Here is a 25,322-nt window from a genome sequence, read left to right on the forward strand (position 1 = left end):
AAAGAGCCATGCCAAAACGTACAGACATAAAAAGCATCCTGATTCTTGGCGCTGGCCCGATCGTTATCGGCCAGGCTTGCGAATTTGACTACTCTGGCGCTCAGGCCTGTAAGGCCCTGCGCGAAGAAGGTTACCGTGTCATTCTGGTGAACTCCAACCCGGCCACCATCATGACCGACCCGGAAATGGCCGATGCGACCTATATTGAGCCGATTCACTGGGAAGTCGTGCGCAAAATTATCGAAAAAGAGCGTCCGGATGCGGTACTGCCGACCATGGGCGGTCAGACGGCGCTGAACTGCGCGCTGGAGCTGGAACGTCAGGGCGTGCTGGCCGAATTCGGCGTCACCATGATCGGCGCTACCGCTGACGCGATTGATAAAGCGGAAGACCGCCGTCGCTTCGATGTGGCAATGAAGAAAATCGGTCTGGATACCGCGCGTTCCGGCATTGCGCACACCATGGAAGAAGCGCTGGCGGTGGCCGCAGACGTGGGCTACCCATGCATCATCCGTCCGTCTTTCACCATGGGCGGCACCGGCGGCGGTATCGCTTACAACCGTGAAGAGTTCGAAGAAATTTGTGCCCGCGGGCTGGACCTCTCTCCGACCAACGAACTGCTGATTGATGAATCGCTGATCGGCTGGAAAGAGTACGAAATGGAAGTGGTGCGTGATAAGAACGATAACTGCATCATCGTCTGCTCGATCGAAAACTTCGACGCCATGGGGATCCACACAGGCGATTCCATTACCGTCGCGCCGGCGCAAACCCTGACCGATAAAGAATACCAGGTGATGCGTAATGCATCGATGGCGGTGCTGCGTGAAATTGGCGTGGAAACCGGGGGCTCTAACGTTCAGTTCTCCGTAAACCCGAAAGACGGCCGTCTGATTGTTATCGAAATGAACCCGCGCGTATCACGCTCCTCCGCGCTGGCATCGAAAGCGACCGGTTTTCCGATTGCCAAAGTGGCGGCCAAGCTGGCGGTCGGCTACACCCTCGATGAGCTGATGAACGACATCACCGGTGGCCGTACGCCGGCCTCGTTCGAACCGTCCATCGACTATGTCGTGACCAAGATTCCCCGCTTCAACTTCGAAAAATTCGTTGGCGCTAACGACCGTCTGACTACTCAGATGAAATCCGTGGGCGAAGTGATGGCGATTGGCCGCACCCAGCAGGAATCCCTGCAGAAAGCGCTGCGCGGCCTGGAAGTAGGGGCTACCGGTTTCGACCCGAAAGTCAGTCTCGACGACCCGGAAGCGCTGACCAAAATTCGCCGTGAGCTGAAAGATGCCGGCGCCGAGCGTATCTGGTACATCGCCGATGCGTTCCGCGCGGGGCTGTCCGTGGACGGCGTCTTCAACCTGACCAACATCGACCGCTGGTTCCTGGTACAAATTGAAGAGCTGGTCCGTCTGGAAGAGAAAGTGGCTGACCTTGGCATCACCGGTCTGACGCCTGACTTCCTGCGCCAGCTGAAGCGCAAAGGCTTTGCCGACGCGCGTCTGGCCAAACTGGCGGGCGTTCGTGAAGGCGAAATCCGCAAGCTGCGCGACCAGTACAACCTGCACCCGGTCTACAAGCGTGTGGATACCTGCGCGGCGGAATTCGCCACCGATACCGCCTATATGTACTCCACCTATGAAGACGAGTGTGAAGCGAACCCGTCCGTTGACCGCGATAAAATCATGGTCCTCGGCGGCGGCCCGAACCGTATCGGCCAGGGTATCGAATTTGACTACTGCTGCGTACATGCTTCGCTGGCGCTGCGCGAAGACGGTTACGAGACCATTATGGTTAACTGTAACCCGGAAACCGTCTCTACCGACTACGACACCTCCGACCGTCTGTACTTTGAGCCGGTGACGCTGGAAGACGTGCTGGAAATCGTCCGCATCGAGAAGCCGAAGGGCGTTATCGTCCAGTATGGCGGCCAGACGCCGCTGAAACTGGCGCGTGCGCTGGAAGCGGCTGGCGTACCGGTTATCGGTACCAGCCCGGATGCGATTGACCGTGCCGAAGACCGTGAACGTTTCCAGCAGGCGGTTGACCGTCTGAAGCTGAAACAGCCGGCGAACGCGACCGTAACGACCATTGAGATGGCCGTTGAGAAGGCGAAAGAGATTGGCTACCCGCTGGTGGTGCGCCCGTCCTACGTCCTGGGCGGGCGGGCGATGGAAATCGTCTACGACGAAGCCGACCTGAAGCGCTACTTCCAGACCGCGGTCAGCGTCTCGAACGACGCACCGGTTCTGCTGGATCGCTTCCTTGACGATGCGGTCGAGGTCGACGTTGATGCTATCTGCGACGGCGAAATGGTGCTGATTGGTGGCATCATGGAGCACATCGAACAGGCGGGCGTGCACTCCGGCGACTCCGCATGTTCTCTGCCGGCCTACACCCTGAGCAAGGAAATTCAGGATGTGATGCGTGAGCAGGTACAGAAGCTGGCCTTTGAACTGCAGGTCCGTGGCCTGATGAACGTCCAGTTCGCGGTGAAAAACAACGAAGTGTACCTGATTGAAGTGAACCCGCGTGCGGCGCGTACCGTCCCGTTCGTCTCGAAAGCCACCGGCGTCCCGCTGGCCAAAGTCGCGGCGCGCGTGATGGCTGGCCAGACTCTGGCACAGCAGGGCGTAACCAAAGAAATTATCCCGCCGTACTACTCGGTGAAAGAAGTGGTGCTGCCGTTCAACAAATTCCCTGGCGTTGACCCGCTGTTAGGGCCAGAAATGCGCTCTACCGGGGAAGTGATGGGCGTGGGCCGTACTTTTGCCGAAGCGTTCGCTAAAGCGCAGCTCGGCAGCAGCTCCACGATGAAAAAACAGGGGCGCGCGCTGCTCTCCGTTCGCGAAGGCGACAAAGAGCGTGTTGTTGACCTGGCGGCGAAACTGCTGAAGTTCGGCTTCGAACTGGATGCGACTCACGGTACCGCGATTGTGCTGGGTGAGGCGGGGATCAACCCACGTCTGGTGAACAAGGTGCATGAAGGTCGTCCGCACATTCAGGACCGTATCAAGAATGGCGAATACACCTACATCATCAACACCACCGAAGGTCGTCAGGCGATTGAAGACTCCAAGCTGATTCGCCGCAGCGCCCTGCAGTACAAAGTGCATTACGACACTACCCTGAACGGCGGTTTCGCCACGGCGATGGCGCTCAACGCTAACGCCATCGAGAAAGTGACCTCGGTTCAGGAAATGCACGCGCAAATTAAAAAGTAAGCCGCCTCGTTAATACCGGGTCGCGGAACAACAAGGGCTGACGAGAAATCGTCGGCCTTTTTTTATCCGCGCCATCTTCGGAGAGTTCTGCTTTTCACTGCCCGTCTGGTGAGGCTAACTATAGTTAGCATCATAACGATATCAATTGACGGAAAGACAGGAGGATACAATGCGGAACAAAATTCTGATGGCATCCGCGCTGGCGGCGACGGCAATGGTGTTTGTGGCGGGCTGTTCATCGAACCAGTCGCTGAAAACGACCGACGGTAAAACGATCGTCACTGATGGTAAGCCGCAGGTGGATGATGACACCGGTATGGTGTCATACAAAAATGCGGAAACCGGCCGGACTGAACAGATCAATCGCGATCAGGTGAAGTCGATGGACGAACTGGATAACTAAGGGTTATCCGGGGCCCCGCGAAGGATCTCGTGGGGCTGAGTACGGCGGGACAGCTACAGCAGAGCGTTATCTATCTTAACGATAATTTTGCGCAGCGGCGCGCCGGCATCCATCGCGCCCATCGGACGGTGCAGTTCGCCCGGAAACAAAATGGCCAGCTCTTCCGGGTACAGATGAATCAGTGTTTCGCTGCTGATTGCCTCACAAAAGCCAATATCGTGGGCCTCCTTGAACGGCCCGTCCGGCGCGATCGGCAGACCTTTGTTACCGGCACCGATTATCTCAACGCCCGCCAGGACAATATGAATATCAATATACTGACGATGAAATTCCGGGCGCTGCTCCGACAGCGGGCGCGTCTGGCCTTCGACCACGGTGAAAAACAGATTGTCTCCATCGACGGTATATTTTCCCGGCGGTAGGGAGTGCGGATCCTGCTGGGCGACGGCCTGTAAAGCTTTGCGGATCACCGGCGGATAGAACGCGTTTTTTGCGCCAGCGTTGAGGGTATCGATAATCATGCCGGGACTCCCTGTAGTGGGTGAGGGTCAAGTAAGGTGATGGATTGCGCGACGATAGTCGCCACGTCGGGGGCGATATCAACGGCGATGATATCGCGCTCGCTGGCGTCCGGCGTTTCCAGGGCGGCAAACTGGCTGCGCAGCAGCGCTTCCGGCATAAAGTGGCCTTTACGCTGCTGCATCCGCTGCAGAATGCACTCATAGTCGCCGGTCAGCCACAGAAAACGCAGGTTGTCGCTGCCTTCACGCAGACGGTCGCGATAGCGTTTTTTCAGCGCCGAGCAGACCAGCACGCCGGATTCATTCTTTTGCTCCAGGCTGAAAATCACGTCGGCAATCCGCTCCAGCCAGGGCAGGCGATCGTCATCATCAAGCGGCTGGCTGGCGGCCATTTTGACAATATTCTGCCGTGGATGCAGATCGTCGCCATCGATGAACTTCGCGCCAAGCGCCTGGGCCAGCGCCTGCCCGACGGTGGTTTTGCCGGTGCCTGAGACGCCCATCAAAATAATGCATTGCCCTGCCATAATGCGCTCCTTAATCAGACGGCAACCAGCATGCCGCCGTCGACAAACAACAGATGACCATTGACGAAATCGGATGCTCTGGAGGAGAGGAACACCGCCGCACCGACCAGCTCTTGCGGATCGCCCCAGCGGTTGGCAGGCGTGCGTTTACACAACCAGTCGGTAAAGGCGCGATCGTCCACCAGTGCCTGGGTCATGGCGGTTTTAAAGTAGCCCGGTGCGATACCGTTGACCTGAATGTTATAGCGCGCCAGCTCGACGCACATGCCGCGGGTCAGCATTTTGACCGCCCCTTTGGCGGCGGCATAAGGCGTAATGGTGTCGCGTCCCAGCTCGCTCTGCATGGAACAGATATTGACGATTTTTCCGCGCTGACGGCTGACCATGCGTTTAGCCACGGCCTGCGAAACCAGAAATACCGCGGTCTGGTTAACGGAAATAACATCATTCCACTCCTGGACCGGAAATTCGGTAAACGGATGGCGTCGCTGAATACCCGCATTATTGAATAACACATCAATAGCGCCGGTTTCTTCTTCGATTTTAGCAATCGCATTTTCGACCGCATCGGCATCGGTCACATTAAATACGGCCGAATGGGCAATCGCACCTTCATCACGTAATTTCATCACCGCATCATCTGCCCGGGACGCTGAAATATCGTTGATAATAATTTCTGCGCCATATTGTGCAAGGCCTTGCGCCATGACAAAACCAATGCCTTGTCCTGCGCCAGTAATTAAAATACGTTTGCCTTGTAAGCTGAAAAGATCTTTCATCTTGATATCCTGATTAACGGCTGAATATAAATGATGCTGGGCGTTTTAATTCCTGACTGGCAAAAAACAAACCGCAACAACCTGTGCTCTATATCACGGATTTTCGCCGCTTAAATCTGTGATGGAGATCACTCAAAATAGTGTTACGAAAAGGGGTTACGTTAAACGTGAAGCCGCGTGGAAATTACCGCTGCTCAAGGGGTTAACGGGGGAAGGGTTCGATTCTCTTTTTCTTCAGCGGCAGGCATAATGGCCTGATGCAGTGGATGTATTTGACGGGTCGATAGATGAAAGCACAACGCATTACGCTCAATGATATTGCAGCGCTGGCTGGCGTAACCAAAATGACCGTCAGCCGCTATTTACGTACGCCGGATAAAGTAAAACCGGAGACGGCGGAGCGTATCGCCAGCGTGATTGCGGAAATTGGTTACGAGCCCGATCCCGACAATCCGGCGATGACCAGCGTCGCCGTCCCGCGCATCGGCGTGCTGATTCCCTCTTTTCATAATCAAATCTTCGCCGACCTGCTGGCTGGCATCGAGTCGGTGACCGCGGCTCATGGCTATCAGACGCTGGTGGTCAATTACGATTACGACCGCCAGCGTGAAGAGGAGCAGATTGCCGCCGTACTGGCCTTTCATGTCAAAGGCTTGCTGCTGACTGAGTCGCTCCATACGCTGCGGGCGGACAAATACCTCAATGCGGCGAAAATCCCGATCGCGGAGGTGATGGGACTGGCGGAGAACCCGGGGCGAATCAATGTCGGGTTTGACAACTTCAAAGCCGGTTTTGACATGACCACGATGCTGCTGGCGAGCGGCAAGCGGCACATTATCTATTTTGGGTCGATGTCCGATGTCCGCGATGAGCAGCGCTACGCCGGCTATTGTCAGGCGATGGAGAATGCCGGACTGCCGACGGGGCGCATTGCCCCCAATAAGGTGTCGTCGGTGTCGATTGGCACCGGCATGATGAATCTGGCGCGGCAGATGTACGCCGCTATGGACGGGATTCTCTGCACTAATGATGACCTGGCGGTGGGCGTGTTACAGGAGTGCCTTGCATCGGGTATCGCGGTGCCGCAGGAGCTGGCGATCGCCGGTTTTCATGGTCTGGAGATTGGCCAGATCGTCACCCCGCGGCTGGCAAGCGTTCTGACTCCACGCTATGAAATGGGTAAGGTGGCCACTGAGATTTTAATTAAGAAAATCAAAGGACTGCCAACCATAGAGAAAGTCGATCTGCACTATCGCCTGTCGATGGGCGAAACCATTTAATCCTGCCTGAACGGCGGCGCAGCCCTGTTAGCAGAACGTTAACGCTTCGTCGCTTGTCCCCGCGTAAAACCGGGTTTTTGTCTTAGCGATCACGGACACCGTAACAGCAATTTTTAACACGATTCAGCGTGATGCAGATCGCAAAACGTTCGGCTAAAAAACCGTTTGATAGTGGCTACTGTCGTAATGAACCGTCAAACAGGTGATCTGATGAAGAGTACTATTACCCGCGCCATCCTCTTAGTGGCCCCCGTTATTGATGCCTTGCAGGAACAGCTGGCGGCCGACTTCCCGCTGCTGCGTCTGTACGAACAGGAGGATCCCATCGGTTTTCTGCGTGAGCAGGGAGAGAATATTGCAGCCGTTGTCACCCGAGGGGATATCGGAGTGCAGAACAGCGTCCTCGAACTGCTGCCGCACGTGGGTCTGATTGCCATTTTCGGTGTGGGCACCGATGCGGTGGATTTAGAGTATGTTTGCTCCCGGCAGATTCAGGTTTCCATCACTTCCGGCGTGCTGACTAACGACGTGGCGGACCTGGCAATGGGGCTGCTGCTGGCCGGTTCCCGCAATCTGTGTCAGGGCGATCGTTTCGTACGAGAAGGCCGCTGGGAGAAGGGGTGCATGCCGCTGGCCACCCAGGTGAGCGGTAAACGTATCGGCCTGCTGGGGATGGGCAATATTGGTCAGGCGATTGCCCGCCGCGCCCGCGGTTTCGATATGCAGGTGCTTTACCATGATCGTAAACCGGTTCCGGGGCTGGATTACCAGTGGTGCGCCGATCTGCATACCCTGGCCCATGAGAGTGATTTTCTGGTGCTTGCCGCCTCCGGCGGTGAAGCAAACCGCGGGCTGATCGATTTTTCAGTCTTCAACGTCATGCCGAAACATGCGTGGCTGATTAATATCGCTCGCGGTTCGCTGGTGGATGAAAAGGCGTTGATTCAGGCGTTACAAAACGGTGTTATCGCCGGCGCTGCCCTCGACGTTTTTGAAGATGAGCCTCATGTCCCGGCAGCATTGATCGCGCTGGATAATGTGGTGTTGCAACCGCACGTGGCCAGCGCCACCCATGAAACCCGACAGAAAATGAGCGAAGTGGTTTTTGCAAACGTCACCGCTTATTTCTCCGGTAACGTATTGCCGAATGCCATTAATTAATGTTCATCTCTTATTTCTGTGCCCGGCTCTAATTTAATGACAACAATAACCTCTGCATAGAGAGTACGAAATATGAATGATAAAATTCCCAGCACCCGCTGGCTGCGTATTATCACGCCGGTGTTGATTGCCTGTATTATTTCGTTTATGGATCGGGTGAATATTAGTTTTGCTTTGCCCGGTGGCATGGAAGCTGATTTAGGTATTACCAGTCAAATGGCCGGTGTGGCCAGCGGAATATTTTTTATTGGTTATTTATTTCTGCAAATACCCGGCGGGCGTATTGCGGTAAATGGCAGCGGTAAACGCTTTATTGCGTGGTCGCTGATGGCCTGGGCGGTGGTGTCGATTGCCACCGGTTTTGTGACCCATGAATATCAATTGCTGGTGCTGCGCTTTATTCTCGGCGTATCCGAAGGCGGGATGCTACCGGTGGTGCTGACGATGGTCAGCAACTGGTTCCCGGAAAAAGAGCTGGGGCGGGCCAATGCCTTCGTCATGATGTTTGCTCCGCTGGGCGGCATGCTGACCGCACCGGTCTCCGGGGCGATTATTGCCGCGCTCGACTGGCGCTGGCTGTTTATTATCGAAGGCCTGCTGTCCGTAGTGGTGCTGGCGGTGTGGTGGTTTATGATCAGCGACCGTCCGGAAGAGGCGCGCTGGCTGCCGGAGGCAGAGCGCCACTATCTGGTTACCACGCTGGCCGCAGAGCGGGCGGCAAAGCTGGCGGAAGATGCGGTCAGCAACGCACCGGTCAAAGATGTTTTCCGCAATAGCGGGCTGATGAAACTGGTTATCCTTAACTTCTTTTATCAGACCGGCGATTACGGTTACACCCTGTGGCTGCCGACTATTCTGAAGGGCCTGACCGGCGGCAGTATGGCCAGCGTCGGCTTCCTGGCGGTGCTGCCGTTTGTGGCCACGCTGGCGGGCATTTATGTGATTTCGCTGTTCAGCGATCGCAGCGGCAAACGTCGCCTGTGGGTACGCTTCTCGCTCTACAGCTTCGCTGCGGCGCTGGTGGCCTCGGTGGTACTGCGTGAGCACGTTGTGGCGGCCTATATTGCGCTGGTGATTTGCGGTTTCTTCCTTAAGTCGGCGACCAGCCCGTTCTGGTCGATGCCGGGGCGTATCGCGGCCGCGGAAGTCGCCGGTAGCGCACGGGGTGTGATTAACGGCCTGGGCAATCTCGGCGGCTTCTGCGGTCCTTATCTGGTTGGGGTGATGATCTATCTGTATGGCCAGAACGTGGCGGTCTGCGCGCTGGCAGGATCGCTCATCATCGCCGGGACCATGACCTTCCTGCTGCCGAAACGCTGCGATCTTGAGATCGGCGAGCCCGCTGCCGTCGTCAGCAAGCAGCCGCGAAATGCCTGAAGGGTATTGAGATAAAAGCAGGTTGTGATTGTAAGCACTTCGATTAACTGACTACACTCTTGCTGATTACAACGAGAGTTAACGCAGGCTAATCAATGATTCTGATAATTTATGCCCATCCCTATCCGCATCACTCGCATGCGAATAAGCGGATGCTTGAGCAGGCAAGGACGCTGGATGGCGTAGAAATACGCTCCCTCTATCAACTTTACCCCGATTTTAATATCGACGTCGCCGCCGAACAGGCGGCGCTGGCGCGAGCCGAGCTGATTATCTGGCAGCATCCGATGCAGTGGTACAGTGTGCCGCCGCTAATGAAACTGTGGATGGATAAAGTGTTGTCGCACGGCTGGGCCTACGGGCATAACGGCATCGCCCTGCGCGGTAAATCGCTGTTGTGGGCGGTGACCACCGGCGGCGGCGAGAGCCACTTTGATATCGGCGCATTTCCCGGGTTTGATGTGCTTTCCCAACCGCTCCAGGCGACTGGTCTGTACTGTGGAATGAAGTGGCTGCCACCTTTCGCCATGCACTGCACGTTTATCTGCGACGATGAAACCCTTCAGGCGCAGGCGCGCCGCTATCGACAACGCCTGATCGAATGGCAGGAGACGCATCATGGATAGCCATACGCTGATACAGGCGCTGATTTATCTGGGATCCGCCGCGCTGATTGTGCCGATCGCCGTGCGCCTTGGTTTGGGGTCGGTGCTCGGCTATCTGATTGCCGGCTGTATTATCGGGCCGTGGGGGCTGAGGCTGGTGACCGACGCCGAGGCGATTTTGCACTTTGCCGAAATCGGCGTGGTCCTGATGCTGTTTGTGATTGGTCTGGAACTCGACCCGCAGCGCCTGTGGAAGCTGCGCGCGTCGGTGTTTGGCGGCGGCGCCTTGCAGATGGTGGTGTGCGGCGCGCTGATTGGCCTGTTCTGCATGTTGCTGGGGATGCGCTGGCAGGTGGCGGAGCTAATCGGCATGACGCTGGCGCTGTCGTCGACGGCGATCGCCATGCAGGCGATGAACGAACGTAATCTGACGGTCTCACAGCTGGGGCGGAGCGCATTTGCCGTCCTGCTATTTCAGGATATCGCGGCGATCCCGCTGGTGGCGATGATCCCGCTGCTGGCCGCCAGCGGTGGCTCCACGACGCTGGCGGCATTTGCCCTGTCCGCGCTTAAGGTGGCTGGCGCGCTGGTCCTGGTGGTGGCGCTCGGCCGCTATGTGACCCGTCCGGTACTGCGCTTCGTGGCCCGTTCCGGTCTGCGCGAAGTGTTCAGCGCCGTAGCCCTGTTCCTGGTCTTCGGCTTTGGCCTGTTGCTGGAGGAGGTTGGACTGTCGATGGCGATGGGGGCCTTCCTCGCCGGCGTGTTGCTGGCGAGCTCGGAATATCGCCACGCGCTGGAAAGCGACATCGAGCCGTTTAAGGGGCTGCTGCTGGGGCTGTTCTTCATTGGCGTCGGGATGTCGATTGATTTCGGTACCCTGATGAGCCATCCGCTGCGCATTCTGGTTTTACTGGTCGGCTTCCTGATCATTAAAGGCGCGATGCTGTGGCTGATTGCGAAGCCGCTCGGGGTGCCGCGCGCCCAGCGCCGCTGGTTTGCGGTTCTGCTGGGGCAGGGGAGTGAGTTTGCCTTTGTGGTCTTCGGCGCGGCGCAGATGGCCGACGTACTGGATAGCGACTGGGCGAAAGCGTTGACGCTGGCGGTGGCGCTGTCAATGGCGGCAACGCCGATCCTGCTGGTGCTGTTGACCCGCCTGGAGAAATCATCCGGCGGCCAGGAACGCGAAGCGGATGAGATTGATGAAGAGCAGCCGCGGGTGATTATCGCCGGCTTCGGCCGTTACGGGCAGATCGCCGGTCGTGTGCTGCTCTCCGGCGGGGTGAAGATGGTGATCCTCGATCACGATCCTGACCACGTGGATACGCTGCGTAAATTTGATATGAAAGTGTTTTACGGCGATGCCACGCGCGTGGATATGCTGGAGTCTGCGGGGGCGGCAAAAGCCGAGGTGCTGATCAATGCGATTGACGATCCGCAGGTCAGTCTGCAGCTGGTTGAGCTGGCAAAAGAGCATTTCCCGCATCTGCAGATTATCTCCCGCGCCCGCGATGTGGATCACTATATCCAGCTGCGTCAGGCCGGCGTGGAGGCCCCGGAGCGTGAAACCTTCGAGGCGGCGCTGAAATCCGGGCGAACGGCGCTGGAGGCTCTGGGCCTCGGCGCTTATGAAGCGCGCGAGCGCGCCGACCTGTTTCGTCGCTTCAACCAGAAAATGGTGGAGGAGATGGTGGCGATGGCGGCGATGGCGGAAAACGACGCGGCTTCCCGCCTGGCGGTCTTTAAACGCACCAGCGACATGCTGACCACCATTATTAACGAGGATCGCAATCATCTGTCGTTGGTTCAGCGGCATGGCTGGCAGGGAACGGAAGAGGGGAGACACACCGGAGATATTGCCGATGAACCGGAGAGTAAACCTTCTGCCTGAGTCGTGAGGCTGCCGTTACGTTTTGTTTACAGTTAACATTTTGTTTTCAATTTAGATCCTCAGCAGGCGGCTCACGTAGCTTACGTGGGCCCGCCTGCAAATCCGAAAATTTTCTTATTCTTTACTCTCCGCGCAGTCGACGAAGTATTACGCTTTACGTATAGTGGCGGCAATTTTTTGCATTCGGGAAATTTTCAATGATCAGTCTGATTGCGGCGTTAGCGGTAGATCGCGTCATTGGTATGGAAAACGCCATGCCATGGGACCTGCCTGCCGATCTCGCCTGGTTTAAACGTAATACCTTAAACAAGCCGGTGGTGATGGGGCGTCTGACCTGGGAGTCTATTGGTCGCCCGCTGCCGGGGCGTAAGAATATCGTTATCAGCAGCCAGCCGGGCACCGACGATCGCGTGCAGTGGGTGAAGTCGGTTGATGAAGCGATCGCCGCCTGCGGCGACGTTGAAGAGATAATGGTGATCGGCGGCGGTCGTGTCTATGAGCAGTTCCTGCCGAAGGCCCGGAAGCTTTATCTGACGCACATTGATGCCGAAGTGGAAGGGGATACCCATTTCCCGGACTACGATCCGGACCAGTGGGAGTCGGTATTCAGCGAATTTCACGATGCCGATGCGCAGAACTCGCATAGCTACTGCTTCGAGATTCTCGAACGTCGCTGATGGCATTCCGGGCAGCGCGTAGCGTTGGCCGGGGCAACATGATGATATCCCGGATAGCGCTTACCGTTATCCGGGATTTTTTTCAGGAGGCGACCGCCTCGCCTTCGTCAGGCTCTTTCTGCCGGTTTGAGGGCTGAGTAAAGTACTGCTTGTCTTCCCAGCGCAGGCAGGTGAGATCCCCGCCCCAGCAGCAGCCGGTATCGAGGGCGTATATCCCCTCCGGCGTACCGCGGCCTTCCAGCGAAGCCCAATGACCAAACACAATGCTGTACTCGTTGCTCACCGGGCCGGGAATGGCAAACCACGGTTTTAACGGCGCAGGGGCGTTTTCCGGCGCTTCTTTGGCATACATATCCAGCTGCCCGTTCGGGAAACAGTAGCGCATACGGGTGAAGGCATTGGAGATAAAGCGCAGGCGGGCGAGACCGCTCAGCTCAGGGCTCCAGTTATTCGGCATATCGCCATACATCGCGTCGAGGAAGAACGGATAGGAGTCGCTGGCAAGCACGGCTTCAACATCGCGCGCGCACTGTTTTGCCGTTTCCAGATCCCATTGTGGCGTGATACCCGCATGGGCCATCACCAGCTTTTTCTCTTCATCAATCTGCATCAGCGGCTGACGGCGCAGCCAGTTGAGCAGCTCGTCGGCATCCGGGGCTTCGAGCAGCGATTTCAGGCGATCTTTGGGTTTGTTGCGGCTGATGCCGGCGAAGACGGCCAGCAGGTGCAGATCGTGATTGCCGAGGACAAGACGCACATTATCGCCAAGAGATTTAACGTAGCGCAAAACCTCCAGCGAACCCGGGCCGCGTGCGACTAAATCGCCCGTGAGCCACAGCGTATCGTTCCCTGGGGTAAACTCCACCTGCTTTAATAATGCGAGCAGTTCATCGTAGCAACCGTGAACGTCGCCAATAAGGTATGTAGACATTGTTTTAGTGAATGAGCGTTGGTACTGCGAGACGGAAAACAGGGATATCGATCGAGAACGGCGCGCCGTTCACATCGATCATTTCATAATGTCCCTGCATGGTGCCCAGCGGCGTTTCAATGACGGCTCCGCTGGTATACTGGAATTCACCGCCTGCGGGAATATGCGGCTGTTCGCCGACAACCCCTTCACCCTGCACTTCAGTCTCACGACCGTGGCCGTTGGTGATAAGCCAGTAGCGGCCAAGAAGCTGAACCTGAGTCCGCCCCAGATTGCGAATCGTGACGGTATAAGCGAAAACGTAGCGCTCTTCTTCCGGGGAAGACTGCGATTCGATATAGACGCTTTGCACCTGCACGCAAACTCGAGGCGAATTAATCATGGTTAGCTCTCCTTGGTGGGCGAGTTGTCAGATAGCCAGTTAGCCAGCTGACAGTATTGCGCCACGGAAATATTCTCTGCACGTTTTGCCGGGTCGATGCCCAGCTCGGTCAGTACCTCAACGCTGAACAGGTTGCCGAGGCTGTTACGAATCGTTTTACGACGCTGGTTGAAGGCCTCGGTAGTGATTCGGCTCAGCACGCGAACCTCTTTCACCGGGTGCGGCAGCGTGCGGTAAGGCACCAGACGCACAACGGCGGAATCCACTTTAGGCGGCGGCGTAAAGGCGCCCGGCGGCACTTCGAGTACCGGGATAATCTGGCAGTAATACTGCGCCATAACGCTCAGTCGACCATACGCCTTGCTGTTCGGTCCGGCAACCAGGCGATTGACGACCTCTTTTTGCAGCATAAAGTGCATGTCGGCGATGGCATCAGTATAGCTGAACAGATGGAACATCAGCGGCGTCGAGATGTTGTACGGCAGGTTGCCGAACACGCGCAGCGGCTGACCCATAGTCTGCGACAGCTCGCCGAAGTTCATGGTCATGGCATCTTGCTGATAAATGGTCAGCTTCGGCCCGAGGAACGGATGCGTCTGCAGACGAGCGGCCAGATCGCGATCCAGCTCGATAACGGTAAGTGCGTCCAGGCGTTCACCGACCGGCTCGGTCAGCGCCGCCAGGCCCGGACCGATCTCGACAATTGCCTGCCCTTTCTGGGGGTTAATGGCCGAGACAATGCTGTCGATCACGAACTGATCGTTGAGGAAGTTTTGCCCGAAGCGTTTACGGGCTAAGTGGCCCTGATGGACTCGATTATTCATTGCGTATTAACAATCATTTTGATGGCGAGATTAAGCGCCGTGATAAAACTGCCGACATCCGCTTTTCCCTGGCCCGCCAGTTCAAGCGCGGTACCGTGGTCAACAGAGGTGCGAATAAAAGGTAAACCGAGCGTAATGTTCACGCCACGGCCAAAGCCCTGGTATTTTAGCACGGGAAGGCCCTGATCGTGGTACATCGCGAGTACCGCATCGGCATTGTCGAGATATTTGGGCTGGAAAAGGGTATCTGCCGGCAGCGGGCCGCTCAGATTCATCCCCCGGGCGCGCATCTCTTCCAGCACGGGAATAATCGTATCGATCTCTTCCGTCCCCATATGTCCACCTTCGCCGGCGTGGGGGTTCAGACCGCAGACCAGCACGTGCGGCCGGGCGATACCGAATTTATGGCGCAGATCGTGGTCCAGAATCGTTATCACTTCACGGAGCAAATCCGGGGTGATCGCATCGCTGATCGCTTTCAGCGGCAGATGAGTGGTTGCCAGGGCGACGCGCAGTTCTTCCGTCGCCAGCATCATGACCACTTTGCTGGCGTGGGCGCGCTCTTCAAAGAACTCGGTATGGCCGGTAAAAGCGATCCCCGCGTCGTTGATATTGCCCTTATGGACCGGCCCGGTAATCAACGCCGCAAATTCGCCGCTCAGGCAGCCGTCGCAGGCGCGAGCCAACGTCTCAACCACATAGCTTCCGTTGCGCACGTTCAGCACGCCGGGTTCGACGGGGGCGTTCAGCGCGACCGGGAGGAGCGTCAGAGTGCCAGCGCGTTGTGCCGCTGCGGGAAGAGAAGGATCGTAGGGCAGGAGAGATAAAGGAAGACCGAGCTGTTGAGCTCGGTCGGATAACAGGGCGCCGTCGGCGCAAATCACCAGCTCTACCGGCCAGTCGCGCTGCGCAAGCTGTACGACAAGGTCGGGGCCGATACCGGCGGGTTCGCCGGGAGTGATAACAACTCGATTCATACACTTCATCCTTCAGGACGTCTTTCTGTTGGCAACGCCGTCGGGTCCGCTCACATCGTGAGTTATCCGGGCTCGACGGCTTGCCGCCTCAATACACCCTGAGTGCCGTTGTGTATGAGGCCGTGATATTAGTTGCTCAGAATTTTGACGTAAGCGCTGGCGCGTTGTTCCTGCATCCAGGTTGCCGCTTCTTCAGAGAACTTACGGTTCATCAGCATCCGGTACGCGCGGTCTTTCTGCGCGGCGTCGGTTCTGTCTACCTGACGGCTGTCCATCAGTTGAATCAGGTGCCAGCCGAAGGAGGAGTGAACCGGCGCGCTGGTCTGGCCTTTGTTCAGACGCATCAGCGCATCGCGGAACGCCGGATCGAAGATATCAGGCGTTGCCCAGCCTAAATCACCGCCCTGGTTTGCGGAACCCGGATCTTCAGAGAACTCTTTTGCTGCTTTAGCGAAGGTGGTTTTTCCGCTCTTAATATCCGCGGCGATCTGCTCCAGCTTAGCCCGCGCCTGATCGTCATTCATGATCGGCGACGGCTTCAACAAAATGTGACGCGCGTGAACTTCGGTGACGGAGATGTTCTTGCTGCCGCCGCGCATATCGTTCACTTTCAGGATATGGAAGCCGACGCCAGAGCGAATCGGGCCGACAATATCACCTTTCTTCGCGGTGCTCAGCGCCTGGGCGAAGATCCCCGGCAGTTCCTGAATACGACCCCAGCCCATCTGGCCGCCTTTCAGCGCCTGCTGGTCGGCAGAGTAGGTGATAGCCAGTTTGCCGAAGTCAGCGCCGCTGCGCGCCTGCTCAACGATCGCGTTAGCCTGTTCCTGCGCTTTCGCTACGTCGTCAGAGGTCGGGTTTTCTGTCAGCGGAATCAGGATGTGGCTAAGATTCAGCTCGGTGCTGGCATCGTTCTGATCGCCAATCTGTTTTGCCAGAGATTCGACTTCCTGCGGCAGCACGGTAATGCGACGACGGACTTCGTTGTTGCGCACTTCCGCAATCAGCATCTCTTTACGAATCTGGTTACGGTAGGTGTTGTAGTTGAGACCGTCATAGGCCAGACGGCTGCGCATCTGATCCATGGTCATGTTGTTCTGTTTCGCGATGTTGGCAATCGCCTGATCGACCTGATCGTCAGTGATTTTCATGCCCATCTTCTGGCCCATCTGCAGAACGATCTGGTCCATGATCAGTCTTTCGAGGATCTGATGACGTAAGGTCGCGTCATCCGGCAGCTGTTGACCGGCCTGGCCAGCATTGAGCTTAACCGATTGCAATAAGCCATCGACGTCGCTTTCAAGAACAACGCCATTATTGACGACAGCCGCTACTTTATCGACAACCTGTGGGGCAGCGAAACTGGTATTCGCGATCATGGCGATACCGAGAAGCAGCGTTTTCCAGTTCTTCATACTTTTTCCATTTCAATTAACCGCAAATGCGGATTACGTTTTAAACCAGCCACATCACAGGGAGTTCTGGTACGGTAAAATGTTCGAACGCAGCATCTGCTGAGTGCCGAGACCGTAGTTGGAGCTCAGGCCACGTAGCTCAATGTTGATGCCAAAGGTATTATCGTATTTGCTCTCGCCGTTGCCGTTACTATCCCAGCCGTTGATCTTGCGTTCATAGCCGAGACGAATCGCGTAGCAGCAGGAGTTATACTGGACCCCTAACATCTGGTCGGCGCTCTTTCTGGTATTGGTGTCAAAGTAGTATGCACCGACCACCGACCAGCGATCGACAACCGGCCAGCTGGCGGTCATGCCCACCTGAGAAATACCATTTTTGTACTGCTCAGCGGTGGAGTACGACGGCAGCGTGGCCTGAATGTATTCCGGGCTGGCATAACGATAGTTAAGCTGTATTAAACGGTTTTCATCGCGACGGTATTCCACGGTGCCGTTACCGGTAGCGACGTTATCCAGACGCGTATCGTACTGAATTCCCCCGCGTAAACCCCAGTTATCAGCGATGCGCCAGTAAGTATCGCCGGCCCATACCAGTGAACCCGTTGTGTCGTTGTTCTCCCAGTTGATGTTGTCATCACCGGTCCGGGACTCGGTGAAATAATAGATTTGACCAACGGAAATATTAAAACGTTCAACGGCGGCGGAATCATATACGCGCGAGGTCACGCCGGTAGTGAGCTGGTTCGCGGAAGCAATACGGTCCAGGCCGCTGTAGGTACGGTCGCGGAACAGGCCGCTGTAGTCTGACTGCAGCAGCGTGGAGTCATAGGAACCGATTTGGCTCTGATCGCGATACGGGATATACAGATACTGCATGCGCGGCTCCAGGGTTTGGGTGAACCCCTCCTGCAGATCGCGCTCGAAGACCATTTTACCGTCGACTTTAAACTGCGGCATGACGCGGTTAACAGACTCTTTTAAGTCCGCATTATTGGTGGAATTGTAATTGTCGAGGTTGCTTTGCTGGTAGTGGGTCGCCAGCAGTTTGGCTTCGGTATTAATACTGCCCCAGCCGTTAGACAGCGGCAGGTTGATGGTCGGCTCGAAGTGAACACGCGTGGCTTCCGGCATGTTGCCGTTGGTGTTGACGAAGTGCACCGCCTGACCATAGAGATGGGTATCGAACGGACCGACATCGTTCTGGTAATAGTTTACGTCCAGCTGCGGTTGAGCGGCGTAGGAGTTGCTCGACTCACGGTTGAAGACCTGGAACTGTTTCGTTGACACGGTGGCGTCGAAGTTCTGGTTGACGTAGCCCGCGCTGAATTTCTGCGTGGCGTAGCCGTCGGTACTGGAGCCGTATTTCGAGCTGAAATCGTTAAAGTAGTCCGGATCGCTGACTTTGGTGTAGTCGGCGTTAAGACGCCATACCTGGTCAATGACACCCGAATGATTCCAGTAGAACAACCAGCGGCGGCTGTTGCTGTCGCTGGAGTGATCGTCCTGGTAGACTTTATCGGACGGCAGGTAGTCAAATTCGAACAGACCCGCGCCCGCTTTGGTCAGATAGCGGAATTCGTTTTCCCACATCACGCCGCCACGCTTGCTCATGTAGTGCGGCGTCAGGGTGGCGTCGAAGTTTGGCGCGATATTCCAGTAGTACGGCAGTGAAAACTCTACGCCATTTTTGGTGCTGTATTTGGCGTTAGGAATCAGGAAGCCTGAACGACGTTTGTCGCCCACCGGCAGCTGCAGGTAGGGGCTATAAAAAACAGGGACCGAACCGAGTTTGAAACGGGCGTTCCAGATTTCTGCGACCTGCTCTTCGCGGTCGTGGATGACTTCGCTACCAACCACGCTCCAGGTGTCAGAACCCGGCAGACAGGAGGTAAAGCTGCCGTTTTCCAGAATGGTATAGCGATTTTCGCCGCGCTGTTTCATCAGGTCGGCGGTACCGCGGCCCTGGCGACCAACCATCTGGTAATCGCCCTGCCAGATATTCGTATCTTTGGTGTTCAGGTTTGACCAGCCTTTCGGGCCTTTCAGGATAACCTGATTATCGTCATAGTGAACGTTGCCGAGCGCGTCAACCGTGCGAACGGGTTGCGGCTGGCCAGCAGCCTGCTGCTGATGAAGCTGGACTTCATCCGCCTGGAGACGGCTATTACCCTGGTTAATATCAACATTACCGGTAAATACGGCATTATCAGGATAATTGCCCTTCGCATGATCGGCGTTGATCGTCACCGGCAGCTCGTTAGTTTGACCTTCAACGAGGGGACGATTATAGCTTGGTACGCCAAGCATACATTGCGTGGCGAGATCGGCGGCGAGGCCTTGTTGGCTATACAAGGCGCTGGCGATCATGGTGGCCAGGAGGCTGGGAATACGTTTTTTCATACGTTGTATTTGTTGTTCCGTCATCTTGTGGCAGCGGCTTGCAAACGGTCAGAGCCTAACGTACTCATCTTCATCGCGCTAGTGTTAATCCTGCCGGTTTGAATCCCGAGCGTTAGGCACCGTGTAGAATGACGAGTATGATAAAGCAAAATATAGGCTATGTCCCACAATTGACCTAAGCGTCAGCGCTTTGTAACGTGCGGTCATATATAGCTTAACTGGCGGCGTAAAGATTGGGGAGTCTATGCAGTATTTGGGAAAAATAATTGGGGTTGCGGTCGCGCTGATGATGGGCGCAGGCTTTTGGGGACTGGTGCTGGGCCTGCTGGTCGGCCATATATTTGACCGGGCGCGAAGCCGCCGTATCAATGTGTTTGCCAATCAGCAGGAGCGGCAGGCGCTGTTTTTCTCCACCACCTTTGAGGTGATGGGCCATTTAACCAAATCCAAAGGTCGCGTTACCGAAGCCGATATTCATGTCGCCAGCATCCTGATGGATCGCATGAATTTGCATGGCGAGTCGCGTACGGCGGCACAGCAGGCCTTTCGCGTGGGGAAATCCGATGATTATCCGCTGCGTGAAAAAATGCGCCAGCTGCGCAGCGTCTGTTTCGGGCGCTTCGATTTGATTCGGATGTTTCTGGAAATTCAGCTGCAGACGGCCTTCGCCGATGGCGAATTACATCCTAATGAACGTGAAGTTCTGTTTGTGATTGCCGATGAGCTGGGGATTTCCCGCGCGCAGTTCGAGCAGTTCCTGCGAATGATGCAGGGCGGCGCTCAGTTTGGCGGCGGTTCTCAGCAAGGCTCTTACGGCCAGGGCGGTGGAAATGCCGGCTGGCAGCAGGCGCAGCGCGGACCCACGCTGGAAGATGCATGCAACGTGCTGGGGGTGAAGCCTACCGATGATGCCGCGACGGTGAAGCGCGCCTATCGCAAGCTGATGAGTGAGCACCATCCGGATAAGCTGGTGGCAAAAGGGTTGCCGCCGGAAATGATGGAGATGGCGAAGCAGAAAGCACAGGATATTCAGAAGGCCTGGGAGCTGATCAAAGAGCAGCGCGGGTTCTGAGCCGCAGGCCTCTCCCTGGCGGGAGAGGCCTCATGATGCGCGCTGAGCGCGTCGGTACATCCGTCGCGGGTGACCAATCTTTCCGTACAACATCTCGACTTCGAGATAACCGATTTCCACACAGTGTTCCAGGTAACGGCGGGCGGTGGTTTTACTTAACCCGGCATCGTTTACCACCTCATCCACGGAAAAACTGTGCTCTTCCCGGCCGTTGAACAGATTCTGCACCAGCGCCAGCGTCTTCTCCTCGATCCCTTTACTGCCGCTATCGGCGCGATAGTTCTTCGCCTGCAGCTGGTACAGCGAATCAACGTTTTGTTGATCGACGATTTTCCATTCTCGCTGCTGATCGTAAAACTGCACAAAACGCTCCAGCGACTGGCTCAGGCGCTTCCAGGAGACGGGTTTAAGAATGTAGTCGAAGGCGCCGTTGCGAATCGCCTGGCTACAGGTTTCCATATCGCTGGCGGCGGTAATAAAAATCACCGAACAGTTGGCCTCTGCCAGAATCGGGTCGGTCATCAATGTGACCCCTTTACCGTCAGGTAAATAGTTATCGAGCAGTATCAGCTGCGGCGGTTGGCTATTTAGCATCTGCCGCGCCTGGGAGAGGGAGGCGGCCATGCCTGTCAGCCGCATACGCGGATGCTTCTGAATCAGCTCGGCATGCAGCCTCGCCAGTTCGCTTTCATCTTCGATGATCAACACATCGACCAGATCATGATGCATAGTTCGCCTCGTGTCGGGAATGAACAGGGCCGTCGGCGGGGATAAACAGGGTAAAGATCGCGCCGCGCGGTGAGTTATCGGCGACCTCAATGGTGCCGCCAGCCTGTGTCACATAATGTTCAATAAGATACAGGCCGATACCGTGATCGCCACGGGTTTTGGTGGTAATGCCGCGTTCAAAGATATGATCGCGGATAGCCGGGTCAATGCCGATGCCGCGGTCGGCAACTTCAATCATCAGCTCGCGGGCATTCAGTTGAATCAGCACTTCCACCGGTTCGTGCGGCAGCTCGGCGCGCTGGGTGGCTTCAATCGCGTTATCCAGCAGGTTGCCGATAATCGAAATCAGCTCCGATTCAATTAATGAAGGCAGCGGCCGGTCGAGCTGACAGGCGGGGTCAAAGCTGAGCGCCACCCCTTTTTCACGGGCGCGGGCCGCCTTACCCAGCAGCAGGCCGCAGAGCGTTGGCGAGCTGAAACGGGAAGAGATAAAGTCCAGCAGCTCCTGCGCGTGTTCTGACTGCGCCTGAATATAGCGAATCGCTTCGTCATAGTGACCCATATGCAGCAGGCCGGAGAGGGTGGTCATTCGGTTCAGCTGTTCATGGCGCATGATGCGCAGGTTATCAACATAGCGTTTAACCTGGCTTAGCTGGGCGCTGAGGGAGTTGATTTCATCACGATCGCGGAAAGTAATCACCCAGCCCTGCAGCGACTCCTCCAGCATGATACGCACCCGGCTGGCGAGTACGGTCAGCTGGTTGAAGCGACACAGCTCATCGTGAGTGTCGTTTTCCAGCATTTCACCGCTGGCGAAAAAGGGCTGCGGGGCGATGACGCTATCGATCGATTGACCGCGCAGCAGACGCGCGGGCTGGCTCAGTCCCAGCAGGCTGCGCGCGGCGTGGTTGATCACCTCGATACGCCGGTGGCGATCGATAACGATAACCCCCTCATAGATTGATTCCATCATCGCCTTTTGTTGACGCACCAGCAGGCCGATTTCTCGCGGTTCCAGCGAAAAAATCTGTTTTTTAATGCTGCGGGTAAAATACCAGGAAAAAATAAACAGCGCGATCAGCAGCAGCACGGCGGCGATGAAGATATTAATGACCTTTGTCAGCGTGATGCTATCGAGATAACTGGTCAGGTAGCCCACGGAGACGATGCCCACAACCCGGCCGGAGGGGTCGAAGATCGGCGCCTTGCTGCGCAGCGACACCCCGAGCCCTCCTTTACGGATAGTGGTGATACTTTTCCCTTCCAGCACCGCCTGGTTATCACCGCCCACCAGCCGGGTACCGACCCACTCCGGGTGGACGGAATGAAACAGATGTACGCCCTGCGCATTGCCAATGACAATAAAGCTCGCGTCGCTGCGGGCGGCGATTTTTTGCATAAATGACGTTAGCGACTGCGGGTCTTCCTCGATAACCTGCTGGCGTAAATCCGGCATCAGCGCGATCTCTTCAGCCTGTATTTTGGCGCGGGTACTCATTTCCTGATACAGCTGATGGCTGGCATCAATGTAGTAATAGACGCCCAGCAGCGCGAATAATACGGAGAAAAAGGCGACCAGCGAAATAAACAGCTTAAATTGAAAGGAAACCTTCATAAGTCGTGTGCAACGTCTCTACGGCGCCGGAACTGTCACATTGTCCTGGTGCCGACATGGGTTAGGCGGGAACGTGGTGAGCGTTACCGCAGGCGATGAGAAACCAGAATCATCTACTGACGATGATTTATCAAGACGCCACGGCAAGCCGCCCATTCCGCCAGATCGCCCGGCGGACGAGCAAGCCGGCGGTCACTCAATCCGCCGGAGCCCGCTGTGGTCAGTGGTGGCGAGGCGTTGCCGATCCGCTCTTTGTCCGATTCCGCACGGGCCTGGCGATAAAAACCATAAAAACCACGCTAATAAATCAGAGAGATATCACGCCCTGGAATAGAAACCATAAAAACCATAATGACCATTAAAACTTCATTTCTAATTCGTCACGCCTCACATTAAGTCTGCATCAGGCCCCCTAATCTCAAAAATGAATAATAACGAAAGGGCCAAACCTATGAGCACCACTGACAATGCATTCTCTGCGACCCTCGATCCCATCGACACCCCGAAAGCCACCTTGAAACAACGCTGGTGGCACGTGATGGATAATATGAAAGTCGGGATTATCCCGCTGCCTTTGTTCCTGCTGGCCGGTGGATTGATCGCCCTCGACTGTCTGGGCGGAAAGTTGCCGAGCGATATCGTGGTCATGGTCGCGACGCTGGCCTTTTTCGGTTTTGCCTGCGGTGAGTTTGGCAAGCGTCTGCCGATCCTCGGTAAACTGGGCGCGGCCGCGATCTGCGCCACCTTCATCCCTTCCGCGCTGGTACATTACGGTCTGCTGCCGGACGTGGTGGTGGAATCCACGACCAAATTCTACAAATCGACCAATATTCTTTATCTCTATATCTGCTGCATTATCGTCGGCAGCATTATGAGCATGAACCGCACGACCCTGATTCAGGGCTTTCTGCGTATCTTCTTCCCGATGCTGTGCGGTGAAATCGTTGGCATGCTGGTGGGCATCGGCGTCGGTACGGCTCTGGGGATGGAGCCGTTTCAGGTGTTCTTCTTTATCGTGCTGCCGATTATGGCCGGTGGCGTAGGAGAGGGGGCGATTCCATTGTCAATCGGCTATGCCGCCCTGATGCATATGGATCAGGGCGTGGCATTAGGCCGCGTGTTACCGATGGTGATGCTGGGCAGCCTGACGGCAATAGTGATTGCCGGTTGCCTGAACCAACTGGGCAAGCGCTTCCCGCACCTGACCGGTGAAGGCCAGCTGATGCCGAACCGCAGCAATGAAACGCATCGTGCAGACGACGTTGAGACATCCGGCGGCAAGGCCGACGTGACGACGCTGGCATCCGGCGCTCTTCTGGCGGTGCTGCTGTATATGCTGGGAATGCTGGGACAGAAAATGACCGGTTTACCGGCGCCGGTGGGTATGCTGTTTCTGGCGGTACTGCTCAAGCTGGTTAACGGCGTCTCGCCGCGCCTGCAGGAAGGGTCGCAGATGGTCTACAAATTCTTCCGCACCGCGGTGACCTACCCGATTCTGTTTGCCGTGGGCGTCGCCATTACGCCGTGGCAGGAGCTGGTGAACGCCTTTACGATAACGAATCTGCTGGTGATCGTCAGTACCGTCTCCGCGTTGGTGGCGACCGGGTTCCTGGTGGGTAAAAAGATTGGTATGCACCCGATTGATGTGGCGATTGTCTCCTGCTGCCAGAGTGGTCAGGGAGGCACCGGCGATGTGGCAATTCTGACCTCCGGCAACCGCATGAGCCTGATGCCGTTCGCCCAAATCGCCACCCGTATCGGCGGCGCGATTAATGTTTCATTGGGTCTGCTGTTCCTCAGTCATTTCCTTGCATGATTTAGCTCTGCGCTAACAGGAAAATCTGCAATTTTCCTCCACAGGACGAAGAAAATTTCTTTGTCCTGTGTCCTAAATTCTGTTCGTTTAGCGATACAATCAGCAGCGTAATCCGCTATCGCGACGGCGGCTTTGCCGCCGTCATTTTATCAAGTGAAGGAGAGGAATTAATGTCTGTGGATACTCCCGCCCGTGCGGGCGCCAGCGTAGAAACCGAGCTGGCGACGAAAGCGCAGCGTGCAGCCCGCCAGGCCGAGTGGCTCGGCCATTATCAACAACCGGTTATTGCGCTGACGCTGGTGACGCCGGGCGTGGTAAAAGACAGCATCCGCTATCGCAATATGATGGGCGTGGCGCTGCAGGCCTGCGACCAGCTGCTGTGGAAACGCCGCTGGAAAACGCTGGACCGTCAGGTGCTGTGGTTGCCAACCGGGCCGGAGGCGCTGTGGTGCGTTGAGCATCCTGCCAGCGAAGTCAATGCGCTATGCACGGAGCTGCTGCAGACGCATCCGCTTGGCCGCTTATGGAATATCGAGGTGATTTGTCCGCAACAAGGGCGCCAGGTACAGGATGAAGGCACTCGTCGTTGCCTGCTGTGCGATGACGCCGCTCAGACCTGTGAGAGCCTGCATCGCCATGATGCCGAAGAGGTTGTCGCTCGCGTTGAGCAGATGATCGATGGGTGGTTTGCCCGCGATTAACGGATGAAA

The 25,322-nt window shown here is 56.4% G+C and carries 22 protein-coding genes; 11 read left to right on the forward strand and 11 right to left on the reverse strand.

Annotated elements, in window-relative coordinates:
* Nucleotides 1–8: 8 nt before the first annotated feature.
* Together carB and MC50_RS12320 are read left to right on the forward strand one after the other, a co-directional pair.
* Entirely contained in the window at nt 9–3,233 is a 3,225-nt protein-coding gene (carB, locus tag MC50_RS12315; RefSeq protein ID WP_032689523.1) for a carbamoyl-phosphate synthase large subunit, read from the forward strand.
* 169 nt (nt 3,234–3,402) lie between these two features.
* Complete coding sequence (locus tag MC50_RS12320; RefSeq protein ID WP_032689522.1) at nt 3,403–3,636, forward strand: YgdI/YgdR family lipoprotein; 234 nt, start codon at nt 3,403–3,405, stop codon at nt 3,634–3,636.
* A gap of 53 nt (nt 3,637–3,689) precedes the next feature.
* Here MC50_RS12320 and MC50_RS12325 read toward each other — a convergent pair whose 3' ends face one another.
* Genes MC50_RS12325 through idnO form a run of 3 tightly spaced genes read right to left on the reverse strand, consistent with a single transcriptional unit; the run spans nt 3,690 to nt 5,463 of the window.
* Nucleotides 3,690–4,157, reverse strand: a complete 468-nt coding sequence (locus MC50_RS12325; RefSeq protein WP_047664018.1) for a YhcH/YjgK/YiaL family protein — start codon at nt 4,155–4,157, stop codon at nt 3,690–3,692.
* A complete protein-coding gene (locus MC50_RS12330; RefSeq protein ID WP_047664020.1) occupies nt 4,154–4,684 on the reverse strand; it encodes a gluconokinase in 531 nt (176 codons plus the stop codon). Before MC50_RS12330 ends, MC50_RS12325 begins: the two co-directional genes overlap by 4 nt.
* 14 nt (nt 4,685–4,698) lie before the next feature.
* A complete protein-coding gene (idnO, locus tag MC50_RS12335) occupies nt 4,699–5,463 on the reverse strand; it encodes a gluconate 5-dehydrogenase (protein ID WP_032689519.1) in 765 nt (254 codons plus the stop codon).
* Between the two features lie 287 nt (nt 5,464–5,750).
* On the opposite strand from idnO, the gene MC50_RS12340 reads away from it, so the two are divergent.
* The 6 genes from MC50_RS12340 (at nt 5,751) to folA (ending at nt 12,451) form a co-directional block, all read left to right on the forward strand.
* Entirely contained in the window at nt 5,751–6,743 is a 993-nt protein-coding gene (locus tag MC50_RS12340; RefSeq protein ID WP_032689518.1) for a LacI family DNA-binding transcriptional regulator, read from the forward strand.
* A gap of 210 nt (nt 6,744–6,953) precedes the next feature.
* Entirely contained in the window at nt 6,954–7,904 is a 951-nt protein-coding gene (locus tag MC50_RS12345; RefSeq protein ID WP_080748444.1) for a 2-hydroxyacid dehydrogenase, read from the forward strand.
* Nucleotides 7,905–7,976: 72 nt separating this feature from the next.
* Nucleotides 7,977–9,281: an MFS transporter gene (locus tag MC50_RS12350; protein WP_032689516.1), complete on the forward strand. Its 1,305-nt coding sequence runs from the start codon at nt 7,977–7,979 to the stop codon at nt 9,279–9,281.
* A 95-nt stretch (nt 9,282–9,376) separates the two neighbouring features.
* Nucleotides 9,377–9,907 (forward strand): glutathione-regulated potassium-efflux system oxidoreductase KefF, encoded by a 531-nt coding sequence (gene kefF, locus MC50_RS12355; RefSeq protein WP_032697241.1) that lies wholly within the window; start codon nt 9,377–9,379, stop codon nt 9,905–9,907.
* On the forward strand, nt 9,900–11,774 hold the full coding sequence (gene kefC / locus MC50_RS12360; RefSeq protein WP_047664026.1) for a glutathione-regulated potassium-efflux system protein KefC: 1,875 nt from the start codon (nt 9,900–9,902) through the stop codon (nt 11,772–11,774). Before kefF ends, kefC begins: the two co-directional genes overlap by 8 nt.
* A gap of 197 nt (nt 11,775–11,971) precedes the next feature.
* Complete coding sequence (folA, locus tag MC50_RS12370; RefSeq protein ID WP_004857778.1) at nt 11,972–12,451, forward strand: type 3 dihydrofolate reductase; 480 nt, start codon at nt 11,972–11,974, stop codon at nt 12,449–12,451.
* Between the two features lie 82 nt (nt 12,452–12,533).
* Here folA and apaH read toward each other — a convergent pair whose 3' ends face one another.
* From apaH to lptD, 6 genes are all read right to left on the reverse strand, one after another.
* Nucleotides 12,534–13,382 carry a bis(5'-nucleosyl)-tetraphosphatase (symmetrical) ApaH gene (gene apaH / locus MC50_RS12375; protein WP_032689513.1) on the reverse strand — a complete coding sequence of 283 codons (849 nt, stop codon included), beginning with the start codon at nt 13,380–13,382 and terminating at the stop codon, nt 12,534–12,536.
* A gap of 4 nt (nt 13,383–13,386) precedes the next feature.
* Nucleotides 13,387–13,764 carry a Co2+/Mg2+ efflux protein ApaG gene (gene apaG, locus MC50_RS12380; RefSeq protein ID WP_004857782.1) on the reverse strand — a complete coding sequence of 126 codons (378 nt, stop codon included), beginning with the start codon at nt 13,762–13,764 and terminating at the stop codon, nt 13,387–13,389.
* Between the two features lie 2 nt (nt 13,765–13,766).
* On the reverse strand, nt 13,767–14,588 hold the full coding sequence (rsmA, locus tag MC50_RS12385) for a 16S rRNA (adenine(1518)-N(6)/adenine(1519)-N(6))-dimethyltransferase RsmA (RefSeq protein ID WP_004857784.1): 822 nt from the start codon (nt 14,586–14,588) through the stop codon (nt 13,767–13,769).
* Nucleotides 14,585–15,574: a 4-hydroxythreonine-4-phosphate dehydrogenase PdxA gene (gene pdxA / locus MC50_RS12390; protein ID WP_015585173.1), complete on the reverse strand. Its 990-nt coding sequence runs from the start codon at nt 15,572–15,574 to the stop codon at nt 14,585–14,587. The genes rsmA and pdxA overlap by 4 nt, the downstream gene beginning before the upstream one ends.
* A gap of 119 nt (nt 15,575–15,693) precedes the next feature.
* Nucleotides 15,694–16,980 (reverse strand): peptidylprolyl isomerase SurA, encoded by a 1,287-nt coding sequence (gene surA, locus MC50_RS12395; RefSeq protein WP_032689512.1) that lies wholly within the window; start codon nt 16,978–16,980, stop codon nt 15,694–15,696.
* Between the two features lie 54 nt (nt 16,981–17,034).
* Nucleotides 17,035–19,380, reverse strand: a complete 2,346-nt coding sequence (gene lptD, locus MC50_RS12400; RefSeq protein WP_015585172.1) for an LPS assembly protein LptD — start codon at nt 19,378–19,380, stop codon at nt 17,035–17,037.
* A gap of 244 nt (nt 19,381–19,624) precedes the next feature.
* On the opposite strand from lptD, the gene djlA reads away from it, so the two are divergent.
* A complete protein-coding gene (djlA, locus tag MC50_RS12405; RefSeq protein WP_032698180.1) occupies nt 19,625–20,452 on the forward strand; it encodes a co-chaperone DjlA in 828 nt (275 codons plus the stop codon).
* A gap of 30 nt (nt 20,453–20,482) precedes the next feature.
* Here the strand turns inward: djlA and MC50_RS12410 are convergent, their stop codons facing one another.
* The gene (locus tag MC50_RS12410; RefSeq protein ID WP_032689511.1) at nt 20,483–21,181 is read right to left on the reverse strand and encodes a response regulator; all 699 of its coding nucleotides are present in this window, start codon (nt 21,179–21,181) and stop codon (nt 20,483–20,485) included.
* Nucleotides 21,171–22,796: an ATP-binding protein gene (locus MC50_RS12415; protein ID WP_032697242.1), complete on the reverse strand. Its 1,626-nt coding sequence runs from the start codon at nt 22,794–22,796 to the stop codon at nt 21,171–21,173. The genes MC50_RS12410 and MC50_RS12415 overlap by 11 nt, the downstream gene beginning before the upstream one ends.
* A 451-nt stretch (nt 22,797–23,247) precedes the next feature.
* Between MC50_RS12415 and MC50_RS12420 the strand changes: the two genes are divergently transcribed.
* Together MC50_RS12420 and citX are read left to right on the forward strand one after the other, a co-directional pair.
* The gene (locus MC50_RS12420) at nt 23,248–24,612 is read left to right on the forward strand and encodes a 2-hydroxycarboxylate transporter family protein (RefSeq protein ID WP_032689508.1); all 1,365 of its coding nucleotides are present in this window, start codon (nt 23,248–23,250) and stop codon (nt 24,610–24,612) included.
* A 170-nt stretch (nt 24,613–24,782) separates the two neighbouring features.
* Nucleotides 24,783–25,313, forward strand: a complete 531-nt coding sequence (citX, locus tag MC50_RS12430) for a citrate lyase holo-[acyl-carrier protein] synthase (RefSeq protein ID WP_032697244.1) — start codon at nt 24,783–24,785, stop codon at nt 25,311–25,313.
* Nucleotides 25,314–25,322 lie beyond the last annotated feature (9 nt).

This window comes from Klebsiella planticola (assembly GCF_000783935.2).
Taxonomy (GTDB): domain Bacteria; phylum Pseudomonadota; class Gammaproteobacteria; order Enterobacterales; family Enterobacteriaceae; genus Klebsiella; species Klebsiella planticola.